This is a genomic window from Hartmannibacter diazotrophicus (assembly GCF_900231165.1).
Classification (GTDB): domain Bacteria; phylum Pseudomonadota; class Alphaproteobacteria; order Rhizobiales; family Pleomorphomonadaceae; genus Hartmannibacter; species Hartmannibacter diazotrophicus.
In genome coordinates this window covers 4157496-4174816 of the sequence record NZ_LT960614.1, presented here as the reverse complement: position 1 = coordinate 4174816, position 17321 = coordinate 4157496, and the positions used below count along the sequence as shown (strand labels likewise).

Annotated in this window: 15 protein-coding genes and 1 tRNA gene; 12 read left to right on the top strand and 4 right to left on the bottom strand. The window is 63.6% G+C overall.

The window, feature by feature from the left end; translation table 11 throughout:
- Positions 1 to 10 precede the first annotated feature (10 nt).
- The 10 genes from tkt to HDIA_RS19395 all read left to right on the top strand — a co-directional run bounded on the left by tkt (position 11) and on the right by HDIA_RS19395 (position 10354).
- Positions 11 to 2008, top strand: a complete 1998-nt coding sequence (gene tkt / locus HDIA_RS19440) for a transketolase (protein WP_099557661.1) — start codon at positions 11 to 13, stop codon at positions 2006 to 2008.
- Positions 2009 to 2013: 5 nt separating this feature from the next.
- Positions 2014 to 3015 carry a type I glyceraldehyde-3-phosphate dehydrogenase gene (gap, locus tag HDIA_RS19435; protein ID WP_099557660.1) on the top strand — a complete coding sequence of 334 codons (1002 nt, stop codon included), beginning with the start codon at positions 2014 to 2016 and terminating at the stop codon, positions 3013 to 3015.
- Positions 3015 to 4223 carry a phosphoglycerate kinase gene (locus HDIA_RS19430; RefSeq protein ID WP_099557659.1) on the top strand — a complete coding sequence of 403 codons (1209 nt, stop codon included), beginning with the start codon at positions 3015 to 3017 and terminating at the stop codon, positions 4221 to 4223. The genes gap and HDIA_RS19430 overlap by 1 nt, the downstream gene beginning before the upstream one ends.
- Positions 4224 to 4235: 12 nt before the next feature.
- A complete protein-coding gene (gene fba, locus HDIA_RS19425) occupies positions 4236 to 5315 on the top strand; it encodes a class II fructose-bisphosphate aldolase (RefSeq protein ID WP_099557658.1) in 1080 nt (359 codons plus the stop codon).
- A gap of 30 nt (positions 5316 to 5345) precedes the next feature.
- Positions 5346 to 6806, top strand: coding sequence for a form I ribulose bisphosphate carboxylase large subunit (locus HDIA_RS19420; protein ID WP_099559031.1), 1461 nt, complete (start codon positions 5346 to 5348; stop codon positions 6804 to 6806).
- A 10-nt stretch (positions 6807 to 6816) separates the two neighbouring features.
- Positions 6817 to 7206 carry a ribulose bisphosphate carboxylase small subunit gene (locus HDIA_RS19415; RefSeq protein WP_099557657.1) on the top strand — a complete coding sequence of 130 codons (390 nt, stop codon included), beginning with the start codon at positions 6817 to 6819 and terminating at the stop codon, positions 7204 to 7206.
- 76 nt (positions 7207 to 7282) lie between these two features.
- On the top strand, positions 7283 to 8215 hold the full coding sequence (gene cbbX, locus HDIA_RS19410; RefSeq protein ID WP_099559030.1) for a CbbX protein: 933 nt from the start codon (positions 7283 to 7285) through the stop codon (positions 8213 to 8215).
- Positions 8216 to 8249: 34 nt separating this feature from the next.
- A complete protein-coding gene (gene rpe / locus HDIA_RS19405; protein WP_099559029.1) occupies positions 8250 to 8945 on the top strand; it encodes a ribulose-phosphate 3-epimerase in 696 nt (231 codons plus the stop codon).
- 66 nt (positions 8946 to 9011) lie between these two features.
- Positions 9012 to 9668: a phosphoglycolate phosphatase gene (gene gph / locus HDIA_RS19400; protein ID WP_099557656.1), complete on the top strand. Its 657-nt coding sequence runs from the start codon at positions 9012 to 9014 to the stop codon at positions 9666 to 9668.
- Positions 9665 to 10354 (top strand): HAD-IA family hydrolase, encoded by a 690-nt coding sequence (locus tag HDIA_RS19395; protein WP_099557655.1) that lies wholly within the window; start codon positions 9665 to 9667, stop codon positions 10352 to 10354. The genes gph and HDIA_RS19395 overlap by 4 nt, the downstream gene beginning before the upstream one ends.
- Before the next feature lie 350 nt (positions 10355 to 10704).
- Here the strand turns inward: HDIA_RS19395 and HDIA_RS19390 are convergent, their stop codons facing one another.
- The 3 genes from HDIA_RS19390 to HDIA_RS19380 all read right to left on the bottom strand — a co-directional run bounded on the left by HDIA_RS19390 (position 10705) and on the right by HDIA_RS19380 (position 14372).
- The gene (locus HDIA_RS19390) at positions 10705 to 12468 is read right to left on the bottom strand and encodes a retron Ec67 family RNA-directed DNA polymerase/endonuclease (RefSeq protein ID WP_099557654.1); all 1764 of its coding nucleotides are present in this window, start codon (positions 12466 to 12468) and stop codon (positions 10705 to 10707) included.
- Positions 12469 to 12986: 518 nt separating this feature from the next.
- Positions 12987 to 13063: transfer RNA gene (locus HDIA_RS19385), tRNA-Arg, on the bottom strand.
- Positions 13064 to 13328: 265 nt separating this feature from the next.
- The gene (locus tag HDIA_RS19380; RefSeq protein ID WP_425432906.1) at positions 13329 to 14372 is read right to left on the bottom strand and encodes a polysaccharide lyase family 20 protein; all 1044 of its coding nucleotides are present in this window, start codon (positions 14370 to 14372) and stop codon (positions 13329 to 13331) included.
- 213 nt (positions 14373 to 14585) lie between these two features.
- Here HDIA_RS19380 and HDIA_RS19375 point away from each other — a divergent pair, with 213 nt between their 5' ends.
- On the top strand, positions 14586 to 15686 hold the full coding sequence (locus tag HDIA_RS19375) for a glycosyltransferase family 4 protein (protein ID WP_099557653.1): 1101 nt from the start codon (positions 14586 to 14588) through the stop codon (positions 15684 to 15686).
- Complete coding sequence (locus HDIA_RS19370) at positions 15679 to 16434, top strand: polysaccharide deacetylase family protein (RefSeq protein ID WP_162292670.1); 756 nt, start codon at positions 15679 to 15681, stop codon at positions 16432 to 16434. Before HDIA_RS19375 ends, HDIA_RS19370 begins: the two co-directional genes overlap by 8 nt.
- Here the strand turns inward: HDIA_RS19370 and HDIA_RS19365 are convergent.
- A complete protein-coding gene (locus tag HDIA_RS19365) occupies positions 16422 to 17300 on the bottom strand; it encodes an MBL fold metallo-hydrolase (RefSeq protein ID WP_099557651.1) in 879 nt (292 codons plus the stop codon). The two genes, HDIA_RS19370 and HDIA_RS19365, sit on opposite strands and share 13 nt — an antisense overlap.
- Positions 17301 to 17321: the final 21 nt, after the last annotated feature.

Genomic DNA, 17321 nt, shown 5'->3' with positions numbered 1-17321 from the left:
GAGAGCCCCGATGAACGTCCAATCCATCATCAAGGCCGACGAGACGGTCATGGCCAACGCCATCCGCGTTCTCGCCATGGACGCCGTCCAGGCCGCCAATTCCGGTCATCCGGGCGCGCCGATGGGCCTCGCCGACGTCGCGACGGTTCTTTTCAACCGCTTCATCACCATCGATCCCGCCGACGACACATGGCCTGATCGCGACCGCTTCGTCATGAGCGCCGGCCACGGCTCGATGCTGGTCTACGCGATCAATCATCTCATCGGCTACGACGACATGGATGCCGATCAGTTGCGCAATTTTCGCCAGCTCGGCGCGCGCACGGCCGGTCATCCGGAATACGGTCACGCCAAGGGCATCGAGACCACGACCGGGCCACTCGGCCAGGGCATTTCGACCGCCGTCGGCATGGCGCTCGCCGAACGCATGATGAATGCCCGTTTCGGCGACGATCTGGTCGATCACTTCACCTATGTCATCGCCGGCGACGGCTGCCTGATGGAGGGCATCAGCCAGGAGGCGATCGATCTCGCCGGTCATCTCGGCCTTGGCCGCCTCATCGTCTTCTGGGACGACAACGGGATCACCATCGACGGCGCGACCGATCTCTCGACAACCACCGACCAGGCCGCCCGCTTCCGCGCCTCCGGCTGGCAGGTCGACGCCGTCGACGGCCACGATCCGGAGGCCATCGCCGCCGCGATCGAAAGGGCGCGGGCCGAGACGGGATGCCCGTCGCTGATTGCCTGCCGCACCATCATCGGCAAGGGCGCGCCCAACAAGGCCGGCAGCCACAAGGTGCACGGCGCGCCTCTCGGCGCCGAGGAAGTGGCGGCCGCGCGCGAGGCGCTTGGCTGGTCCCTTCCGCCGTTCGAGGTGCCGGGCGAGGTCCGTGCCTCCTGGCGCCGGATTGCCGCCCGAGGTGCCGCTGCGCGCGCCGCCTGGCTGGAGCGCAAGGCGAAGAGCGCCCGGACTGCGCATTTCGAGGTGGCCCTTGCCGCACCGGACCGTGGCGCTCTGGATGCGGTGATGGCCGTGCACAAGGCGCAGCTTTCGAAGGACGCACCGAGCGTTGCCACCCGCAAGGCTTCGGAAATGGCGCTGGAGGTGCTGGACGCCGTGCTGCCGAACCTCGTCGGAGGCTCGGCCGATCTCACCGGCTCCAACAACACCCGGACGAAGGCCATGCGGTCCGTCACCCGCAACGACTATTCGGGCGACTATATCCACTACGGCATCCGCGAGCATGGCATGGCCGCCGCGATGAACGGCATCGCGTTGCATGGCGGTTTCGTGCCCTTCGGCGGCACCTTCCTGGCCTTTGCCGACTATTGCCGCCCGTCGATCCGCCTGTCGGCGCTGATGGGCGTGCCGGTGACCTATGTCATGACCCATGACTCGATCGGCCTTGGCGAGGACGGCCCGACGCACCAGCCGGTCGAGACCATCGCGTCGCTGCGCGCCATGCCCAACCTTGCCGTCATCCGCCCGGCGGATGCGGTGGAAACGGCCGAGGCCTGGCAGATCGCGGCCTGTTCGGCCTCCATGCCCACCGTCCTGTGCCTGTCGCGCCAGAACCTGCCGACGGTCCGGCGCGTCCATACGGACGAAAACCGCACCGCGCGCGGGGCCTATGTCCTCCGTGAGGCGCCGGACGGCCGCGACGTGACGCTGATCGCGACCGGCTCGGAGGTCGAGATCGCGCTTGCCGCAGCCGACATGCTTGCGTCGGGAGGCATCCGGGCAGCGGTTGTCTCCGCCCCCTGTTTCGAGCTCTTCGCCGCGCAGCCGGAGGACTACCAGGAAGCCGTCCGTGGCACCGCGCCCCGCGTCGGCATCGAGGCCGCCATCCGTCAGGGCTGGGAGCTCTTCCTTGAACGCGGCGACGGCTTCGTCGGCATGACCGGTTTCGGCGCCTCGGGCCCGGCCGAAGACCTCTACCGCCATTTCAACATCACCGCCGCAGCCGTCACGGCCATGGCGAAGAGCCTCGTCAGGAAGGGTTGAGACGCATGACAACGCGCGTTGCCATCAACGGGTTCGGGCGGATCGGCCGCAATGTCCTGCGTGCCATCGTGGAATCCGGGCGGACCGACATCGAGGTCGTCGCGATCAACGACCTGGGGCCGGTCGAGACCAATGCGCACCTCATGCGCTACGACAGCGTCCATGGCCGCTTTCCCGGAACCGTCACGGTCGCCGGCGACACGATCGACGTCGGACGCGGCCCCATCCGGGTGACCGCGATCCGCGACCCGGCAGACCTGCCCTGGTCCGACGTCGACGTGATCATGGAATGCACCGGCATCTTCACGTCGAAGGAAAGGTGCGCGCCGCATCTTCGCACCGACGCCAGGCGGGTTCTGATCTCCGCGCCCGGAGAAGATGCCGACAAGACCATCGTCTTCGGCGTCAATCACGCGACGCTGACGACGGACGATGTCGTCGTCTCGAATGCGTCCTGCACCACCAATTGCCTCTCGCCGGTCGCCAAGGTGCTGAACGATGCCATCGGCATCCGGCGCGGCTTCATGACGACGATCCACAGCTACACCGGCGACCAGCCGACGCTGGACACCATGCACAAGGATCTCTACCGCGCCCGCGCCGCCGCCCTGTCGATGATCCCGACCTCGACCGGCGCCGCCAAGGCGGTCGGCCTCGTGCTGCCGGAACTGAAGGGCAAGCTCGACGGCGTCGCGATCCGGGTGCCGACGCCGAATGTCTCGGTCGTCGATCTCACCTTCGAGGCCTCGCGCACAACGTCGGTCGACGAGATCAACGAGGCGATCCGCGCGGCGGCCGAAGGCAGCCTGAAGGGCATTCTCGGCTTCACGCAGGACAAGCTCGTCTCCGCCGACTTCAACCACGATCCCCGCTCCTCGGTCTTCCACATGGAACAGACCAAGGTGATGGACGGCACGATGTGCCGCATCCTCTCCTGGTACGACAACGAGTGGGGCTTCTCGAACCGGATGGCGGACACCGCCGTCGCCATGGGGAGGCTGCTCTGATGAACATCCCCTCGATCATGGACATCGATGTCGCTGGCCGGCGCGTGCTGGTGCGGGCCGACCTCAACGTCCCCGTGGACCAGGGCGCTGTCACGGACGCGACGCGGATAGAGCGCTTCGCCGCCGGCATGAAGCCATTGCTGGCAAGGGGTGCCCGGCTCGTCATCATCACGCATTTCGGCCGCCCGAAGCCGGATGTGCCGGACCCCACCTTCTCCGTTGCCAAGCTTTGCCCGGCGCTTTCGAAAGCTCTCGGCGTTGCGGCGACATTTGCCGATGTCTGCACGGGCGACGCAGCGGTGGGGCTGAGCAGGAGCCTGAAGAACGGCGAGGTGCTCCTTTGCGAAAACGTGCGCTTCAACGCGGGCGAGACGGCCAATGACGCGTCTTTTGCCGCCGAACTCGCACGCCTTGGCGATCTCTACGTCAACGATGCCTTCTCCTGCGCCCACCGTGCGCATGCCTCCACCGAGGCGATCGCGCACCTGATGCCGGCCTATGGCGGTCCGCTGCTTCTGGAGGAAATCGCCGCGCTGTCGGCTGCGCTCGATGCGCCGAAGCGCCCGTCGGTCGCCATCGTCGGCGGATCGAAGGTCTCCACCAAGATCGCGGTGCTGAAGAACCTCGTCGGCAAGCTCGACCACGTGATCATCGGCGGCGGCATGGCCAACACCTTCCTCTTTGCCGAGGGGGCGCCCATGGGCCGGTCGCTCCACGAGGCCGACCAGATCGAAACCGTGCACGAGATTGCCGCGCTTGCGAGGGCCTCGGGCTGCACCCTGCACCTGCCGGAAGACGTCGTCGTCGCCGAGGCCTTCGCGGCGCATGCGCCGAGCCATGTCGTCGGCGCCCGGGATTGCCCTGAAGGCGGCATGATCCTCGATGCGGGGCCAAGGGCCGTCGAGGCCTTTCGCAAGGTCCTGGCCGACTGCCGCACGATCCTCTGGAACGGGCCGCTTGGCGCCTTCGAGATACAGCCTTTCGACGAGGCGACCATGCGGCTCGCCGAGACCGCCGCAGAGCTAACGCGGCAGGGCAGGGCCGTCACGGTCGCCGGCGGCGGCGACACGGTCGCGGCGCTCAATGCCGCGAAGGTGGCTGACGACTTCACCTACGTCTCCACCGCTGGCGGAGCGTTCCTGGAATGGCTGGAGGGCAGGACGCTCCCCGGCATCGCGGCCCTGCTGCCGGCCGCGGAAGCAGCGTGAGGGAGCATATCGATGGCACTGATCACACTACGGCAATTGCTGGATGACGCCGCCGAGCACGGCTACGGCGTCCCGGCCTTCAACATCAACGACATGGAGCAGGGCCTCGCCATCCTGCGTGCGGCCGAAGCCTGTGACGCGCCGGTCATCCTGCAGGCCTCCCGCGGGGCACGGGCCTATGCCGGCGACATCATGCTGCGCAAGATGGTCGAGGCGCTGGCCGAGATGTTCCCCGGCAATCACATCGTCCTTCATCAGGACCACGGCAACAACGACGCAACATGCCTCTCGGCGATCCGGCACGGCTTCACCTCCGTCATGATGGACGGCTCGCTCAAGGAGGACATGAAGACTCCAGCTTCCTACGACTACAACGTCGAGATCACCGGCCGGGTGACGAAGGCCGCGCATGCGGTCGGCGCATCGGTGGAAGGTGAACTCGGCGTCCTCGGCTCGCTGGAAACCGGCGAGGCGGGCGAGGAGGATGGATCTGGGGCGGAAGGCAAGCTCAGCCACGACCAGTTGCTGACCGACCCGGACCAGGCCGTCGACTTCGTGATGGCAACGAAGTGCGACGCGTTGGCGATCGCCTGCGGCACCAGCCATGGCGCCTACAAGTTCTCGCGCCAGCCGGACGGCGACATCCTCTCGATGGCGACCATCGCCGCGATCCACGAGAAGCTGCCGAACACGCATCTGGTGATGCACGGCTCGTCGTCGGTGCCGCAATACCTGCAGGACCTCATCAACAGCCACGGCGGTGAGATGCCCCAGACCTGGGGCGTGCCGGTGGAGGAGATCGTGCGCGGCATCCGGATGGGCGTGCGCAAGGTCAACATCGACACTGACTGCCGCATGGCGATGACGGGCGCCTTCCGCAAGGTCGCGGCGGAGCATCCGAAGGAATTCGATCCGCGCAAGTTCATGGTTCCGGCCATGGCGGAGCTCGAAAAGCTCTGCCGCGAGCGGTTCGAACAGTTCGGGACGGCCGGACGCTCCGGAAAGATCAAGCCGATATCGATGGACGACATGGCCAGGCGCTACGCATCCGGCGCGCTTGACCCCGAACTTGCCGCCGCAAAAGCGGCGTGAAGCCGAACAGGAGCTCGAACAATGAATGACATGAGCAATCCGCAGGAAATCCGGGACCAGAAGAAGCGCTATGCCGCCGGTGTCCTGAAATATGCGCAGATGGGCTACTGGGACGGTGACTACGAACCCAAGGACACCGATCTGCTGGCGCTCTTCCGCATCACGCCGCAGGACGGTGTCGACCCCATTGAGGCCGCCGCCGCTGTCGCCGGCGAAAGTTCGACCGCCACCTGGACCGTGGTCTGGACCGACCGCTTGACGGCCTGCGACACCTATCGCGCCAAGGCCTACCGGGTGGAGCCGGTGCCGAACAATCCGGGCCAGTATTTCGCCTACATCGCCTACGACCTGGTGCTTTTCGAGGAAGGCTCGATCGCCAACCTCACCGCCTCGATCATCGGCAACGTCTTCTCGTTCAAGCCCCTGAAGGCGGCGCGCCTTGAGGACATGCGCCTGCCGGTCGCCTACTGCAAGACCTTCAAGGGGCCGCCGACCGGCCTCGTCGTGGAGCGCGAGCGGCTCGACAAGTTCGGCCGGCCGCTGCTCGGTGCGACGACCAAGCCGAAGCTCGGCCTGTCCGGCAAGAACTACGGCCGCGTCGTCTACGAGGGTCTCAAGGGCGGCCTCGACTTCATGAAGGACGACGAGAACATCAACTCGCAGCCCTTCATGCACTGGCGCGACCGCTTCCTCTACTGCATGGAGGCCGTCAACAAGGCCTCGGCCGATACCGGCGAGGTCAAGGGGCACTACCTCAACATCACCGCCGGCACGATGGAGGAGATGTACCGCCGCGCGGAGCTTGCCAAGGAACTCGGCAGCGTCGTCGTCATGGTCGACCTCATCATCGGCTGGACCGCGATCCAGTCGATCAGCGAGTGGTGCCGGCAGAACGACATGATCCTGCACATGCACCGCGCCGGCCACGGCACCTACACCCGCCAGAAGAACCACGGCATCAGCTTCCGCGTCATCGCCAAGTGGCTGCGCCTTGCCGGCGTCGACCACCTCCACACGGGCACCGCTGTCGGCAAGCTCGAAGGCGATCCGCTCACCGTGCAGGGCTACTACAACGTCTGCCGCGAGAGTGTGAACGCGGTCGACCTGCCCCGGGGTATCTTCTTCGAGCAGGACTGGGCCGACATCAAGAAGGTGATGCCGGTCGCCTCTGGCGGTATCCATGCCGGCCAGATGCACCAGCTCCTCGATCTCTTCGGCGACGACGTGGTGCTGCAGTTCGGCGGCGGCACGATCGGCCATCCGATGGGCATCCAGGCGGGAGCGACGGCGAATCGCGTCGCGCTCGAGGCGATGGTCCTTGCCCGCAATGAGGGCCGGGACATCAAGATCGAGGGCCCGGAGATTCTTCGCGAGGCCGCCAAGTGGTGCAAGCCCCTGGAAGCGGCCCTCGATACCTGGGGCAACATCACCTTCAACTATGCCTCGACCGACACGTCGGACTTCGTGCCGACGGCAACGCCCGCCATGTGAGGAGGACGACATGCGCATCACCCAAGGTTGCTTTTCCTTTCTGCCCGACCTGACCGACGAGCAGATCACCGCACAGATCGAGTATATCCTCGGCCGGGACTGGGCCGTCAGCCTCGAATACAGCTACGACCCGCACCCGCGGAACACCTACTGGGACATGTGGGGCAATCCCATGTTCGACCTGCGCGACGCCAAGGGCGTGATGATGGAGCTCGACGAGTGCCGCAAGGCGCACCCGGAGGCCTATATCCGCGTCCAGGCCTTCGATGCGACGCGCGGCTGGGAGACGGTGATGATGTCCTTCATCGTCAACCGGCCTCCCCATGAGCCGAAGCTCCACATGCAGCGCACGAACCTTGAAAGCCGCACCCAGACCTACGCCTGGGATGCGCGGCCCTGACAACGACGCTGCGATGCTCCGCGTCCCGCCTCCGGGCGGGGCGGGGAGACGACGATCCTCAATGAAGGCATCTGCCATGACCGATACGACAGAGGCGAACCGGCCCACATCGGTCGATCTCGCCGCGCAATACGAGGCGTCGGGGGTCGCAGACGTCCTGCGCGACCTCGACACGCAACTGACCGGTCTTGCGCCCGTCAAGCAACGCATCCGCGAGACGGCCGCGCTGTTGCTGGTCGACAAGGCCCGCCGCGACATGGGACTGGCGCAGGAAACGCCGACCCTGCACATGAGCTTCACCGGCAATCCTGGGACCGGCAAGACGACGGTCGCACGGATGATGTCGGGCCTCCTGCATCGGCTCGGCTATGTCCGCAAGGGGCACCTCGTCTCCGTGACCCGCGACGATCTCGTCGGCCAGTATATCGGCCATACGGCGCCGAAGACGAAGGAGGTGCTCAAGAAGGCCATGGGCGGCGTCCTCTTCATCGACGAGGCCTATTACCTCTACAAGCCCGACAACGAACGCGACTATGGCCAGGAGGCCATCGAAATCCTCCTGCAGGTGATGGAGAACAACCGCGACGACCTCGTCGTCATCATGGCCGGCTATGCCGACAAGATGGACCGCTTCTTCTCCGCCAACCCCGGCTTCCGCTCCCGGATCGCCCATCACATCGATTTTCCCGACTACACCGACGAAGAGTTGCTGAAGATCGCTAATACGATGCTGGAAAACCAGAATTATGCCTTCGACGCCGAGGCGGAGGCGGCCATGACCGAATATATCGGCCTGCGCCGCCGTCAGCCGCATTTCGCCAACGCCCGCTCCATCCGCAACGCGCTCGACCGGGCCCGTCTTCGCCAGGCCAACCGGCTCTTCTCCGAGGCGCGGGGGCCGCTCGATGCCGCCGCGCTTTCCACGATATGCGAGCCCGATATCCGCAAGAGCCGTGTCTTCCAGGGCGGGCTCGACGTCGATCGCATCGTCCCGGCCGCCGCCGGTTGATGCGGCTTCATCAGGAAGGACAGTCCCAATGCCCATGACCTTCGACCGTTCCGTCAAGATTGCCCCTTCGATCCTCTCGGCGGACTTCGCCAATTTCGGCGCGGAAATCCGTGCGATCGAGGGGCAGGGGGCGGATTGGGTCCATGTCGACGTGATGGACGGGCATTTCGTTCCGAACCTCACCTTCGGACCGCCGGCGGTGAAGGCCTTCCGGCGCCACGTCAAAACGGTGATGGATGTTCACCTGATGATCGCGCCGGTGGATCCCTTCATCGAGGCCTATGCGGAGGCCGGCGCCGATATTCTGACAGCTCATGTCGAGGCCGGGCCCCATATCCACCGCACGCTGCAGGCGATCCGGGGCGCCGGCATGAAGGCCGGTGTTGCATTGAACCCCGGCACGCCGGCCGAGGCGGTCGCCCATCTCCTCGATCTTGCCGGCCTCGTCTGCGTGATGACCGTCAATCCCGGCTTCGGCGGGCAGACGTTCATCGATATGACAGCGAAGATCCGCACCCTGCGCGCGATGATCGGCGACCGCCCGGTGCATATCGAAGTCGATGGCGGGGTGGATCCGGCAACGGCGCCTGTCGTGGTGGACGCCGGGGCGGACGTTCTGGTCGCGGGCTCTGCCGTCTTTCGCGGCGGATCGGTCGACAAGGCCGAGATCTACGGCCAGAACATCCGTGCGATCCGCGGCGCGGCGACAGCGGCGACGAACGCCGCCTGACGAAAGGCGCGGTGCCCTGGGCGGCCTCGCCCTTCGCCGTCATCACGATAAAAAAGGGGAAACCGGATGGCCGCCATCGTCTTCGATCTTGATGGCACGCTGATCGACAGCGCGCCCGACATCCACGCCGTCGCCAATGCGCTGCTTGCCGGCGAGGGCAGGGACCCGATCACGTTGGACGAGACGCGCCGCTTCATCGGCAACGGCGCGGCAGTCCTCGTCCAGCGCATGCGACAGGCCCGCGGGATTCCAGACAGCGAGCAGGCGCGCCTTTTTGCGGCGTTCATGGCGCGATACGACACGGCGGTTCACCTGACCGAGCCCTATCCGGGCGTGCCGCAGGCTCTTGCCACGCTTCGGGCATCGGGGCACCGGCTTGGCGTTTGCACCAACAAGCCGCATCGCCCGGCTATGGCCGTCCTCGCGCATCTCGAACTCGACCGCTTTTTCGAGACGGTCCTTGGCGGCGACAGCATGGCCGCGCACAAGCCGGATCCCGCGCCGCTGCATGCGGCCTTCAACGCGCTGGGCGAAACGGCTCTCTTCTATGTCGGCGACAGCGAAGTCGACGCCGAGACGGCCATGCGCGCGAGGGTTCCGTTCCTGCTCTACGGCGCGGGCTATCGAAAGGCCTCGATCGAGGAAATGCTCGCAACGGCCGTCTTCGCCAATTTCGATCAACTGCCGGGCCTCATTGAAACCCTTCTGACCGAGGCCGCATGACGCTCCGGGCGCTCATCTTCGACGTTGACGGAACGCTGGCGGAAACGGAGGAGGCGCATCGGCTCGCCTTCAACGAGACCTTCGCCGCCGCTAGCCTCGGGTGGCACTGGACCGTCGCGGACTACCGGCGTCTGCTCGCTACGACCGGCGGCAAGGAGCGGATGCGTCGTCACCGCGATGACATCGGCGCGCGCGAGCCCTGCGACGAGACCATCGCGGATCTGCACCAGCGCAAGACCATCCGCTATGCGGACATCCTCCACGGCGGCGGCCTGACGCTACGCCCCGGCGTTCAGGATCTTGTGGCGGCCGCGCGCGATGGCGGCCTTAAGCTCGCCGTGGCGACGACCACCAGTCGACCGAACGTCGATGCGCTTTGCCGCGCCTGCTGGGGCCTCTTGTCCGATCAGGTTTTCGACGTCGTCGCGGCGGGCGATGAGGTTTCCGCAAAGAAGCCGGCGCCGGACGTCTTTCTGCTGGCGCTTGAAAGACTGGGACTTGCAGCGTCGGAAGCGATCGCCTTCGAGGACAGCCTGAATGGCCTGCGTTCGGCCAAGGCCGCAGGCCTTCGCGTCATCGTGACGCCGTCGATCTATACGTGTGGCGAGGATTTCTCTGCCGCCGACCGGCTGCTGCCGGATCTGGCGGCCTTGCCCGCGCCTGATCTGCTCCGACTTTGGACCTGAGCACGACCCGTTGCCAGAGGGCGCGGACGTTCTTCCTGAATACATGGCCGAGGAGTCGGTTGCGTCGAGGCTGAGGTGAAGGCGAGACGAGAACACACGTCATCGCCGCCAGAACCGGCATTTCGAAGACTATTGGCTATTTGGAAGAAAATGGCGCGCAAGAATTGAGTACGATCGAATTGATGCGCAGATTACCTGTTCGTTGGAGGTGCTGATTGGCAGTTTTGCCCATTAGGGCCTGGACCAACCAATCTGATAGATTACTTGACTGGTTAGTGCCCCAGTTCGCTGTTGATCGATATCTCCACAATACTGAAGCTGCTGACTAGCACTGGCGCACGTTTCCGCGACTAAGTCGGCGGTTTGTAGTGGTCAAGCACCTCTACAACACGCTGTAACAATGGCTCGAACCCATCCCATTTCAGGGTCGAGGCCTTGGGTCGGACCACTTTTTCAGCAAAGAGGTGTTTGCCATACTCCTTCGCTGGATCAAGTTTGCCTAAATTCAGCTTCTTGCCGCCCAACTCTTCTTTGAGCAGTGCAGGCTCGAACATATCCTCTATACATGTTTGTTGCTTTTTTCCGACGTGAGGCGTCTTTACAAGATAAAGGTTGTGCGTAACATGGTAAAATCCGTGTTTACCGTCGTGATTAATCGAAATGCCGTAGTTTGTCTTGATTGTTGCGAAAATGTCCTTCGCGCCACCATCGTTGTCGACAACCAGTACGACCGGATGTAGCATAGGTTTATGCTTGAACGAATCCATAATTTCTTTGTATCGAATAATGAAGAACTTGAAATTACCTGATCCACCATCAAGTTCCATTATTTTATGCGTTTCGTTGAGGTGATTGAAGTAACGCAGGTTGCTCTGGAACCCTTTTGCCGTTAACTGGCCGAGCTTTGGGTGAAATTTAGGTGAGTTTTTTACGGCGAGCGATAAGTAGACATTGTCAGTCTTGCCCTCTGTAAGTATTAGCGGCTTATCGAGTGCCGCAAAATTTCTGTAGAAAAGGAAGCGGCAGTAAAGCATGCGAAACGTCGTCTTGTGCTTCCGCTTCTCCCACTCCTCCCGAGTATCGATTCTGTCCTTAACATGATGGATGTGTGCCAGACGCCCGCTGAGGGGGCCAAGGGACGTGATGCTCGTCTTGGCGGCTTTCACACCGTCTTTGTCTTTCTCGCTACCTGCTACCGCGAGCGCGTTGTCGCGACGACGTGCCAAGGATTTGTTGAAGGGAATGTCTGAGTATAGTCCTGTCTTGAAAAGAGTGTCGCACATGGCCCGCGTGCGCTTGTAGTACTCCATCCGGACGTTGACCTTTGCGTTGACAGTCAGGCTGGTGACGAGTTGACGAGACATCCGGCATTGCATTCGCGTCTTGTCAGGATTGATGGTGAAGCCTGTGTCTGCAATCCGGGAGGTGAGCTCTTCGCCGAGTTCCCATAGCTTGGCATTGTCTCCATTCTGGATCGCGAGCGCGGTCGGAAATACTCTCTTGTTCGTGGAGAACGTCAGATCGTCAGCATAGCGCGAGTACGTGACACCTTCCTTCTTGGCCATCTTAGCCAACCGGGTATCAAGAAGATGGGCCAGCAGATCTGAGATTATCGGCGAACAAGGGCTTCCCTGAGGTAGCGCATTTTGGTGGCAGGCTATCTGCGCGATGAGCGTCGCCACCTTTTCATTCAGCTCGAAGGCCTTGCTCTTGATGAAGAAGCCACGAACTCGTCCGAAGTTGAAACTGGGGAAGAAGTCTTTCAGGTCTAGGTTCAGAACGAAGCGCCGCCTGTGATGCGGCTTTGCATTCGTGACAATGGAGTGGCCGCGGCGGAAGCCGTGCGAAAGCGATCCTTTTCCACTCTCGTGATCTATTTCATCCCGGCACGTGTAAAGAATGTTAGCTAACCGCCGCTGAAGTAACCTCAACTGATCCGTGGGCGCGCATATTTCTCGCTCACCGCCGGTCTTCTTTGGAATTTTGAAGGTTGTATATTTGGCAGCATCAGGCAGCTTATAGAGAATGTAGGTGAGGCTCTTCGGCTTGTATCCGAGTAACACAGCCAGATCATCAACGTCTTCCGCAGCTTTCAGGCTTTTGAGTATAGACAAAATGCCCCCGTCGCCTCAGTTGAGGGGCTTACAGGCACTCCTATGCGATCGCAAGTGCATTTGCCATTAAGTGGTCAAATAGCAATAAGGGTTCATAGGGAAGCAACTCTAAGTAGTATTGCTTCATACGTCGCGAAACACGACGACAAATCTGCCTGTAAGCCGACTCATTTATTAGCTGCAATGGCGCCGCTCGGCAAGCAATGGTTACAACCGACCGACACCTTACGCCATAAGGTGAACAGGAGAGATCGTTCGGCGGTTTCATCTCGCGTATTTGTATCGTGACCGCGGCCTGCGGTGCGTTCTCAAACAGTCTGGCGAGTTGATGCTGTAACTGCATAGCGCGCTCCGGCCATCTGACTCATCCGATTAGTTGGGGGCAGAAATCACGCCGACAGATTGGGAGGTCTGTCCGCCAGAAACTTTAAATGGTAGCTCGTTTGTAGCCGTTGCTTGGCACTAGAATGCATCACAAGACGATGACAGGGTATTTTTCTTGAAATTCAATAAGATAATGGCGCACCCGACAGGATTCGAACCTGTGACCTCTGCCTTCGGAGGGCAGCACTCTATCCAGCTGAGCTACGGGTGCTTTGATGGCCTTGCGGCGCAATATCGACGACCTCAAAAGCCGCCAACGGACCTCCCTATAGCGGACTTTGGGGCAAAGGCAAAGGGGCAATCGCCGGGTTCCAGCATGCGTTTGTGCTGCTTTTCCTCAGGTCGTGCGCGACGGCACGATGTCGGCCTTGCCTGCCGCGCATCACGATAGCAGCCGTTCCGGGCTCGCGGCCCGTCATGCCGTCGCCTGCCGTCCAATCCCGGTAAGCGACGGCGAGAGGGCCGGGGGCTGACGGTCAGCAGGTTCCTTCGGCTGACTCTGCTCCGCACAAGACGGCCGACGCCGTTTCCTTGCGGACGGCCTCGCAGGCCTTCTTGTCGGAGAGCGCATCCACACAGTCCGCCGACCGCCGGAAATCGTCGTAGTAGAGCGTCCAGAGGTCCGAGGCGCCGGCCCGGTAGGGGCCGAACTTGAAATACTGGTTCTTGCCGAGCCCTTTGTCGTTGTGGCCGACATAGCCCTTCGCGGTGACGATCCACTTGTCGTTGGCAAAGACCTCGATGTGGCCGGAGCCGTCCGGACCGGGCTTGGAATAGATGGCAAAGTCGATCCAGCCGCTATCCGGAAGGGGCAGCGGATGGCCATGGTCCGTGAGGGCGAGCTTGTCGGTGCAACTCCTGAATTCCTGCCCGTCGCCGTTCTTCGGCGACCAATCGGCATCGTGGGCGATGAGCGAGCGCATCTGGTTGGTTTCAGGACGCAGCCAGACCGGCGTCAGGCCATCCGGGCAGGTCGCAACCCCGTCGACGATTTTGGCCGGCTCGCCGGGCTGGTAGTTGCTCTCCACCGTCATGAAGAGCTTTCCCTTGTCGAGGCGGATGGCCAGGAAGGGAGAAAAGTCGCCCTTAGCCGTCGGGCCGATTTCTCGTTTCCACTGCGCGATCAGATAGCGATGGTCGTCGGAGGGGATGGGGTCGGCGAACTTGACGGCGAAGCCGTACCAGACGCCTTCCGAATAGGGCACGCGCAGTTTCGTTTTTTCCCAGATTTCGGCCCGTTCGCTGCACTCAAGATTTTCGGGCGCGCAGAGGGACCGGACGCTGAGTTCGAGGGCGCCTTTTCCGGTCCGCTTCACCTCGTCCTGGAACTCGGCCGTTCCGGCGCTCTGTTCCCTGTTCTCGCGGTAATATAGACCGCCAGAGGGGGCAAAATCGGCGCCGTCAAATCCGTCGACGAGCTTGAGCTTGGCCGTGTCTTCGGCGGAGGCGGGAATGACGCCGACGGGGGCCATGGCTGCAAGGAGGACAAGGGCTGCTGCGATCGTCCTGGAAGCGGTCATGTCTTGGCTCTTCAGGTTCGAGGGCAAATCGGGCTCTAACGGGTGACAGCCTAGTCGATGTTCCCGTGATTTCCAGAGCGATTGCTCCAATTGCGGCTTTCCGATACGTCGGCGGTCGGTATTTTTGCGCCGGATACCGGAAATCGGAGCGATGGCACCGGCCCTCGCCGTCCGGTGGCGGCTTGCGGACCGGATCGTGTGAGGCCGGGTTGGATGAAGATTGCGTTCTATTCCCCGCTGAAATCCCCCCATCATCCGGTTCCCTCGGGCGACCGGTTGATGGCTCGTCTCCTGATCGAGGCGCTGCGCCGAAAGGGCCACCGGGTGGACGTCGTCTCCGAGTTGCGAGCCTTCCTGCGCGAACCCGTCGGCGATGACTTCGGGGCCCTTCGCGAGGCGGCCGCCCACGAGGTGGAGCGCATCGCCTCCGGGTGGGCCGACGAGGGGCCGGCCGATGTCTGGTTCTGCTACCATCCCTACTACAAGGCGCCTGACCTGATCGGTCCGGCGCTGGCGCGACGGTTCGCGCTTCCTTACGTGACCGCCGAGGCCTCCTATTCCAACCGGCGCAACCGGGGGCACTGGCAGGTGTCGCAGGCGGGCCTTCGCGAGGCACTCTCCCATGCGGCCGTCAACATCTGCATGACGGAGCGCGACCGCCGGGGGATCGCCGAAACCGTCCCGGATGCGCGTTGTGCCCTGTTGCGGCCCTTCATCGATCCGGCGCCCTTCCGGCTTCGCGATCCGGCACCGGAAGCGGGGCGTCTGGCGGCGGTCGCGATGATGCGGCCCGGCGACAAGATGGACAGCTACGCCATGCTGGGCAGGGCGCTGTCGCGCGTGACTCATCCGTCCTGGCGGCTGTCGATCGCCGGCGACGGTCCCTTGCAGGGCGAGGTCGAGGCCTGTTTTGCCGGGCTTCCGGCGGCGCGGATCGAATGGCTTGGCGAGTGTTCGAGCGAGGCCGTGGCAGGGCTGCTGGCGCGCAGCGCGCTCTACGTCTGGCCGGGCTGCGGCGAGGCCTACGGGCTGGCCTATCTGGAAGCTGCGGCAGCCGGCGTGCCGGCCGTCGCCCAGGCGATCGCGGGCGTTCCGGAGGTCGTGCGGGACGGTGTGACGGGCCTGTTGACGCCGCCGGGGGACATCGCCGCCTATGCCGCCGCGATCGACCGGCTGCTCGGTGACGACGGCCTGAGACAGTCCATGGCCGCTTCGGCGCGGCGGGTCGCGGCCGAGGACCATTCGATCGAGGCGGCGGCGTCCCGCCTCGACACCATTCTCCATGACAGCAGGGAGCATCCTTGGCGTGACTGACGATCCGGACTGGCAACCGCTCGTGGAAGAACTCGGTCGATGGAGCGAGGCGGGCGCCACGGCTCTTTTCTGGCTGCGCGACGACGACGCCGTCGAACCGACACCGGCTCTCGACCGGCTTCTGGAGCTTGCCGGGGCTTTTGCCGTTCCCGTGACGCTCGCGGTCATTCCGGCCTTTGCGGACGAGCGCCTGAGCCGGCGACTGCAGGACGCAAAGGACGTCGAGGTGGCCGTGCACGGCTGGTCGCATGCGAACCATGCCCCGGCGGGCGTCAAGAAGCGGGAACTCGGGCCAGACCGGCCGCAGGACATGGCGCTCCGGGAACTGGCGGATGGTCTTGGCCGGCTGGACCGTCTGTTCGGCAAGGATCTGGTGCCGGTGCTCGTGCCGCCGTGGAACCGGATCGATGCCGAACTCCTCGCTCACCTTCCGGGGCTTGGTTACAAGGCCGTCTCGGTTTTCGGCATGGAGCGGCCGTCACCGGCCCTTCAGGTCAACACGCATGTCGACGTGATGGACTGGCACGGAACCCGCGGCGGGCGGGAAACGGACGTTCTGGTCGGGGAGATCGCGGCGCGCCTTGCGGTCATGCGCGCGTCGGGCGGCAGCATGGGGCTGCTGACCCATCACCTCGTGCATGACGATGCCGTGTGGACTTTTCTGGAGCGGCTATTCGCGCTCACGTCGCGCCATCTCGCCTGCCAATGGGCACGTCTTTCGACGATCGTGGCGGCTCAGATGGCCTGAAAGCGCATGGTCTGGCCGTCGCGGGCCACGAAGGCGCCGGCGAATTCCTCCGACGCCGCCCGGCCCATCTTGTCGAGTTCATGATCCGTGCGCCAGGGAGAGTGGTGCAGGAAGCCGACGCTCTTGGCATTGGCGGCCCTGGCGAGGCGGATGCCCTGCTGCCAGCTGGAATGACCGAAGCCCTTGTATTTCTCCATTTCCTCGTCCGTGTAGGACGCGTCATAGAGGAAGACATCGGCGTTCTCGATGAGCGCAAGGACGTTGGGGTCGAGCGTGCCGGGCGTGTGTTCGGTGTCGGTGATGAAGGCCACGATGCGTCCGCCCCATTCGACCCGGTAGCCGATCGCACCGCCCGGATGGTCGAGCTGGCAGGTCTTGACCACCACGTCCGGACAGGGCGCCAGCACGTCGCCTGCGCGGAAATCCCTGTAGTTTATCTGGCTGCGGCAGGTCTTCGGCGTCACCGGGAACCACGGCGGCTGCATGAACTGGTCGATCATTTCGCTCGTTGACATCTTGCCGGCAAGATGCCCGGACGAGATCGTGACCGTTGCCTCGGGGTCATAGATCGGAGCGAAGTAGGGCAGGCCGATGATGTGGTCGTAGTGGCAGTGCGAAAACAGGAGCTGGACCTGCTTGCAGCCTTCGGCCTTCAGCACTTTGCCTGCCGGAACGATGCCGGACCCGGCGTCGAAGATCAGGACGCTGTCGCCGCAGCGCATCTCGACGCAGACCGTGTTGCCGCCATAGCGCTGGAAGGACGGTCCGGACACCGGCACGCTGCCGCGCGTGCCCCAGGCACGTACGTACAATGTTTCGGATGCGCTCCAGATGGCGCTTCCTCCGTCGGATAAATCCGTCTTCATCAGGCTTCTCGGCGGCAACTC

Bases quoted from the DNA above. Each gene is read 5' to 3' on its own strand.
- tkt (WP_099557661.1), top strand. From the start codon at position 11: ATGAACGTCCAATCCATCATCAAGGCCGACGAGACGGTCATGGCCAAC.
- gap (WP_099557660.1), top strand. From the start codon at position 2,014: ATGACAACGCGCGTTGCCATCAACGGGTTCGGGCGGATCGGCCGCAAT.
- HDIA_RS19430 (WP_099557659.1), top strand. From the start codon at position 3,015: ATGAACATCCCCTCGATCATGGACATCGATGTCGCTGGCCGGCGCGTG.
- fba (WP_099557658.1), top strand. From the start codon at position 4,236: ATGGCACTGATCACACTACGGCAATTGCTGGATGACGCCGCCGAGCAC.
- HDIA_RS19420 (WP_099559031.1), top strand. From the start codon at position 5,346: ATGAGCAATCCGCAGGAAATCCGGGACCAGAAGAAGCGCTATGCCGCC.
- HDIA_RS19415 (WP_099557657.1), top strand. From the start codon at position 6,817: ATGCGCATCACCCAAGGTTGCTTTTCCTTTCTGCCCGACCTGACCGAC.
- cbbX (WP_099559030.1), top strand. From the start codon at position 7,283: ATGACCGATACGACAGAGGCGAACCGGCCCACATCGGTCGATCTCGCC.
- rpe (WP_099559029.1), top strand. From the start codon at position 8,250: ATGACCTTCGACCGTTCCGTCAAGATTGCCCCTTCGATCCTCTCGGCG.
- gph (WP_099557656.1), top strand. From the start codon at position 9,012: ATGGCCGCCATCGTCTTCGATCTTGATGGCACGCTGATCGACAGCGCG.
- HDIA_RS19395 (WP_099557655.1), top strand. From the start codon at position 9,665: ATGACGCTCCGGGCGCTCATCTTCGACGTTGACGGAACGCTGGCGGAA.
- HDIA_RS19380 (WP_425432906.1), bottom strand. From the start codon at position 14,372: ATGACCGCTTCCAGGACGATCGCAGCAGCCCTTGTCCTCCTTGCAGCC.
- HDIA_RS19375 (WP_099557653.1), top strand. From the start codon at position 14,586: ATGAAGATTGCGTTCTATTCCCCGCTGAAATCCCCCCATCATCCGGTT.
- HDIA_RS19365 (WP_099557651.1), bottom strand. From the start codon at position 17,300: ATGAAGACGGATTTATCCGACGGAGGAAGCGCCATCTGGAGCGCATCC.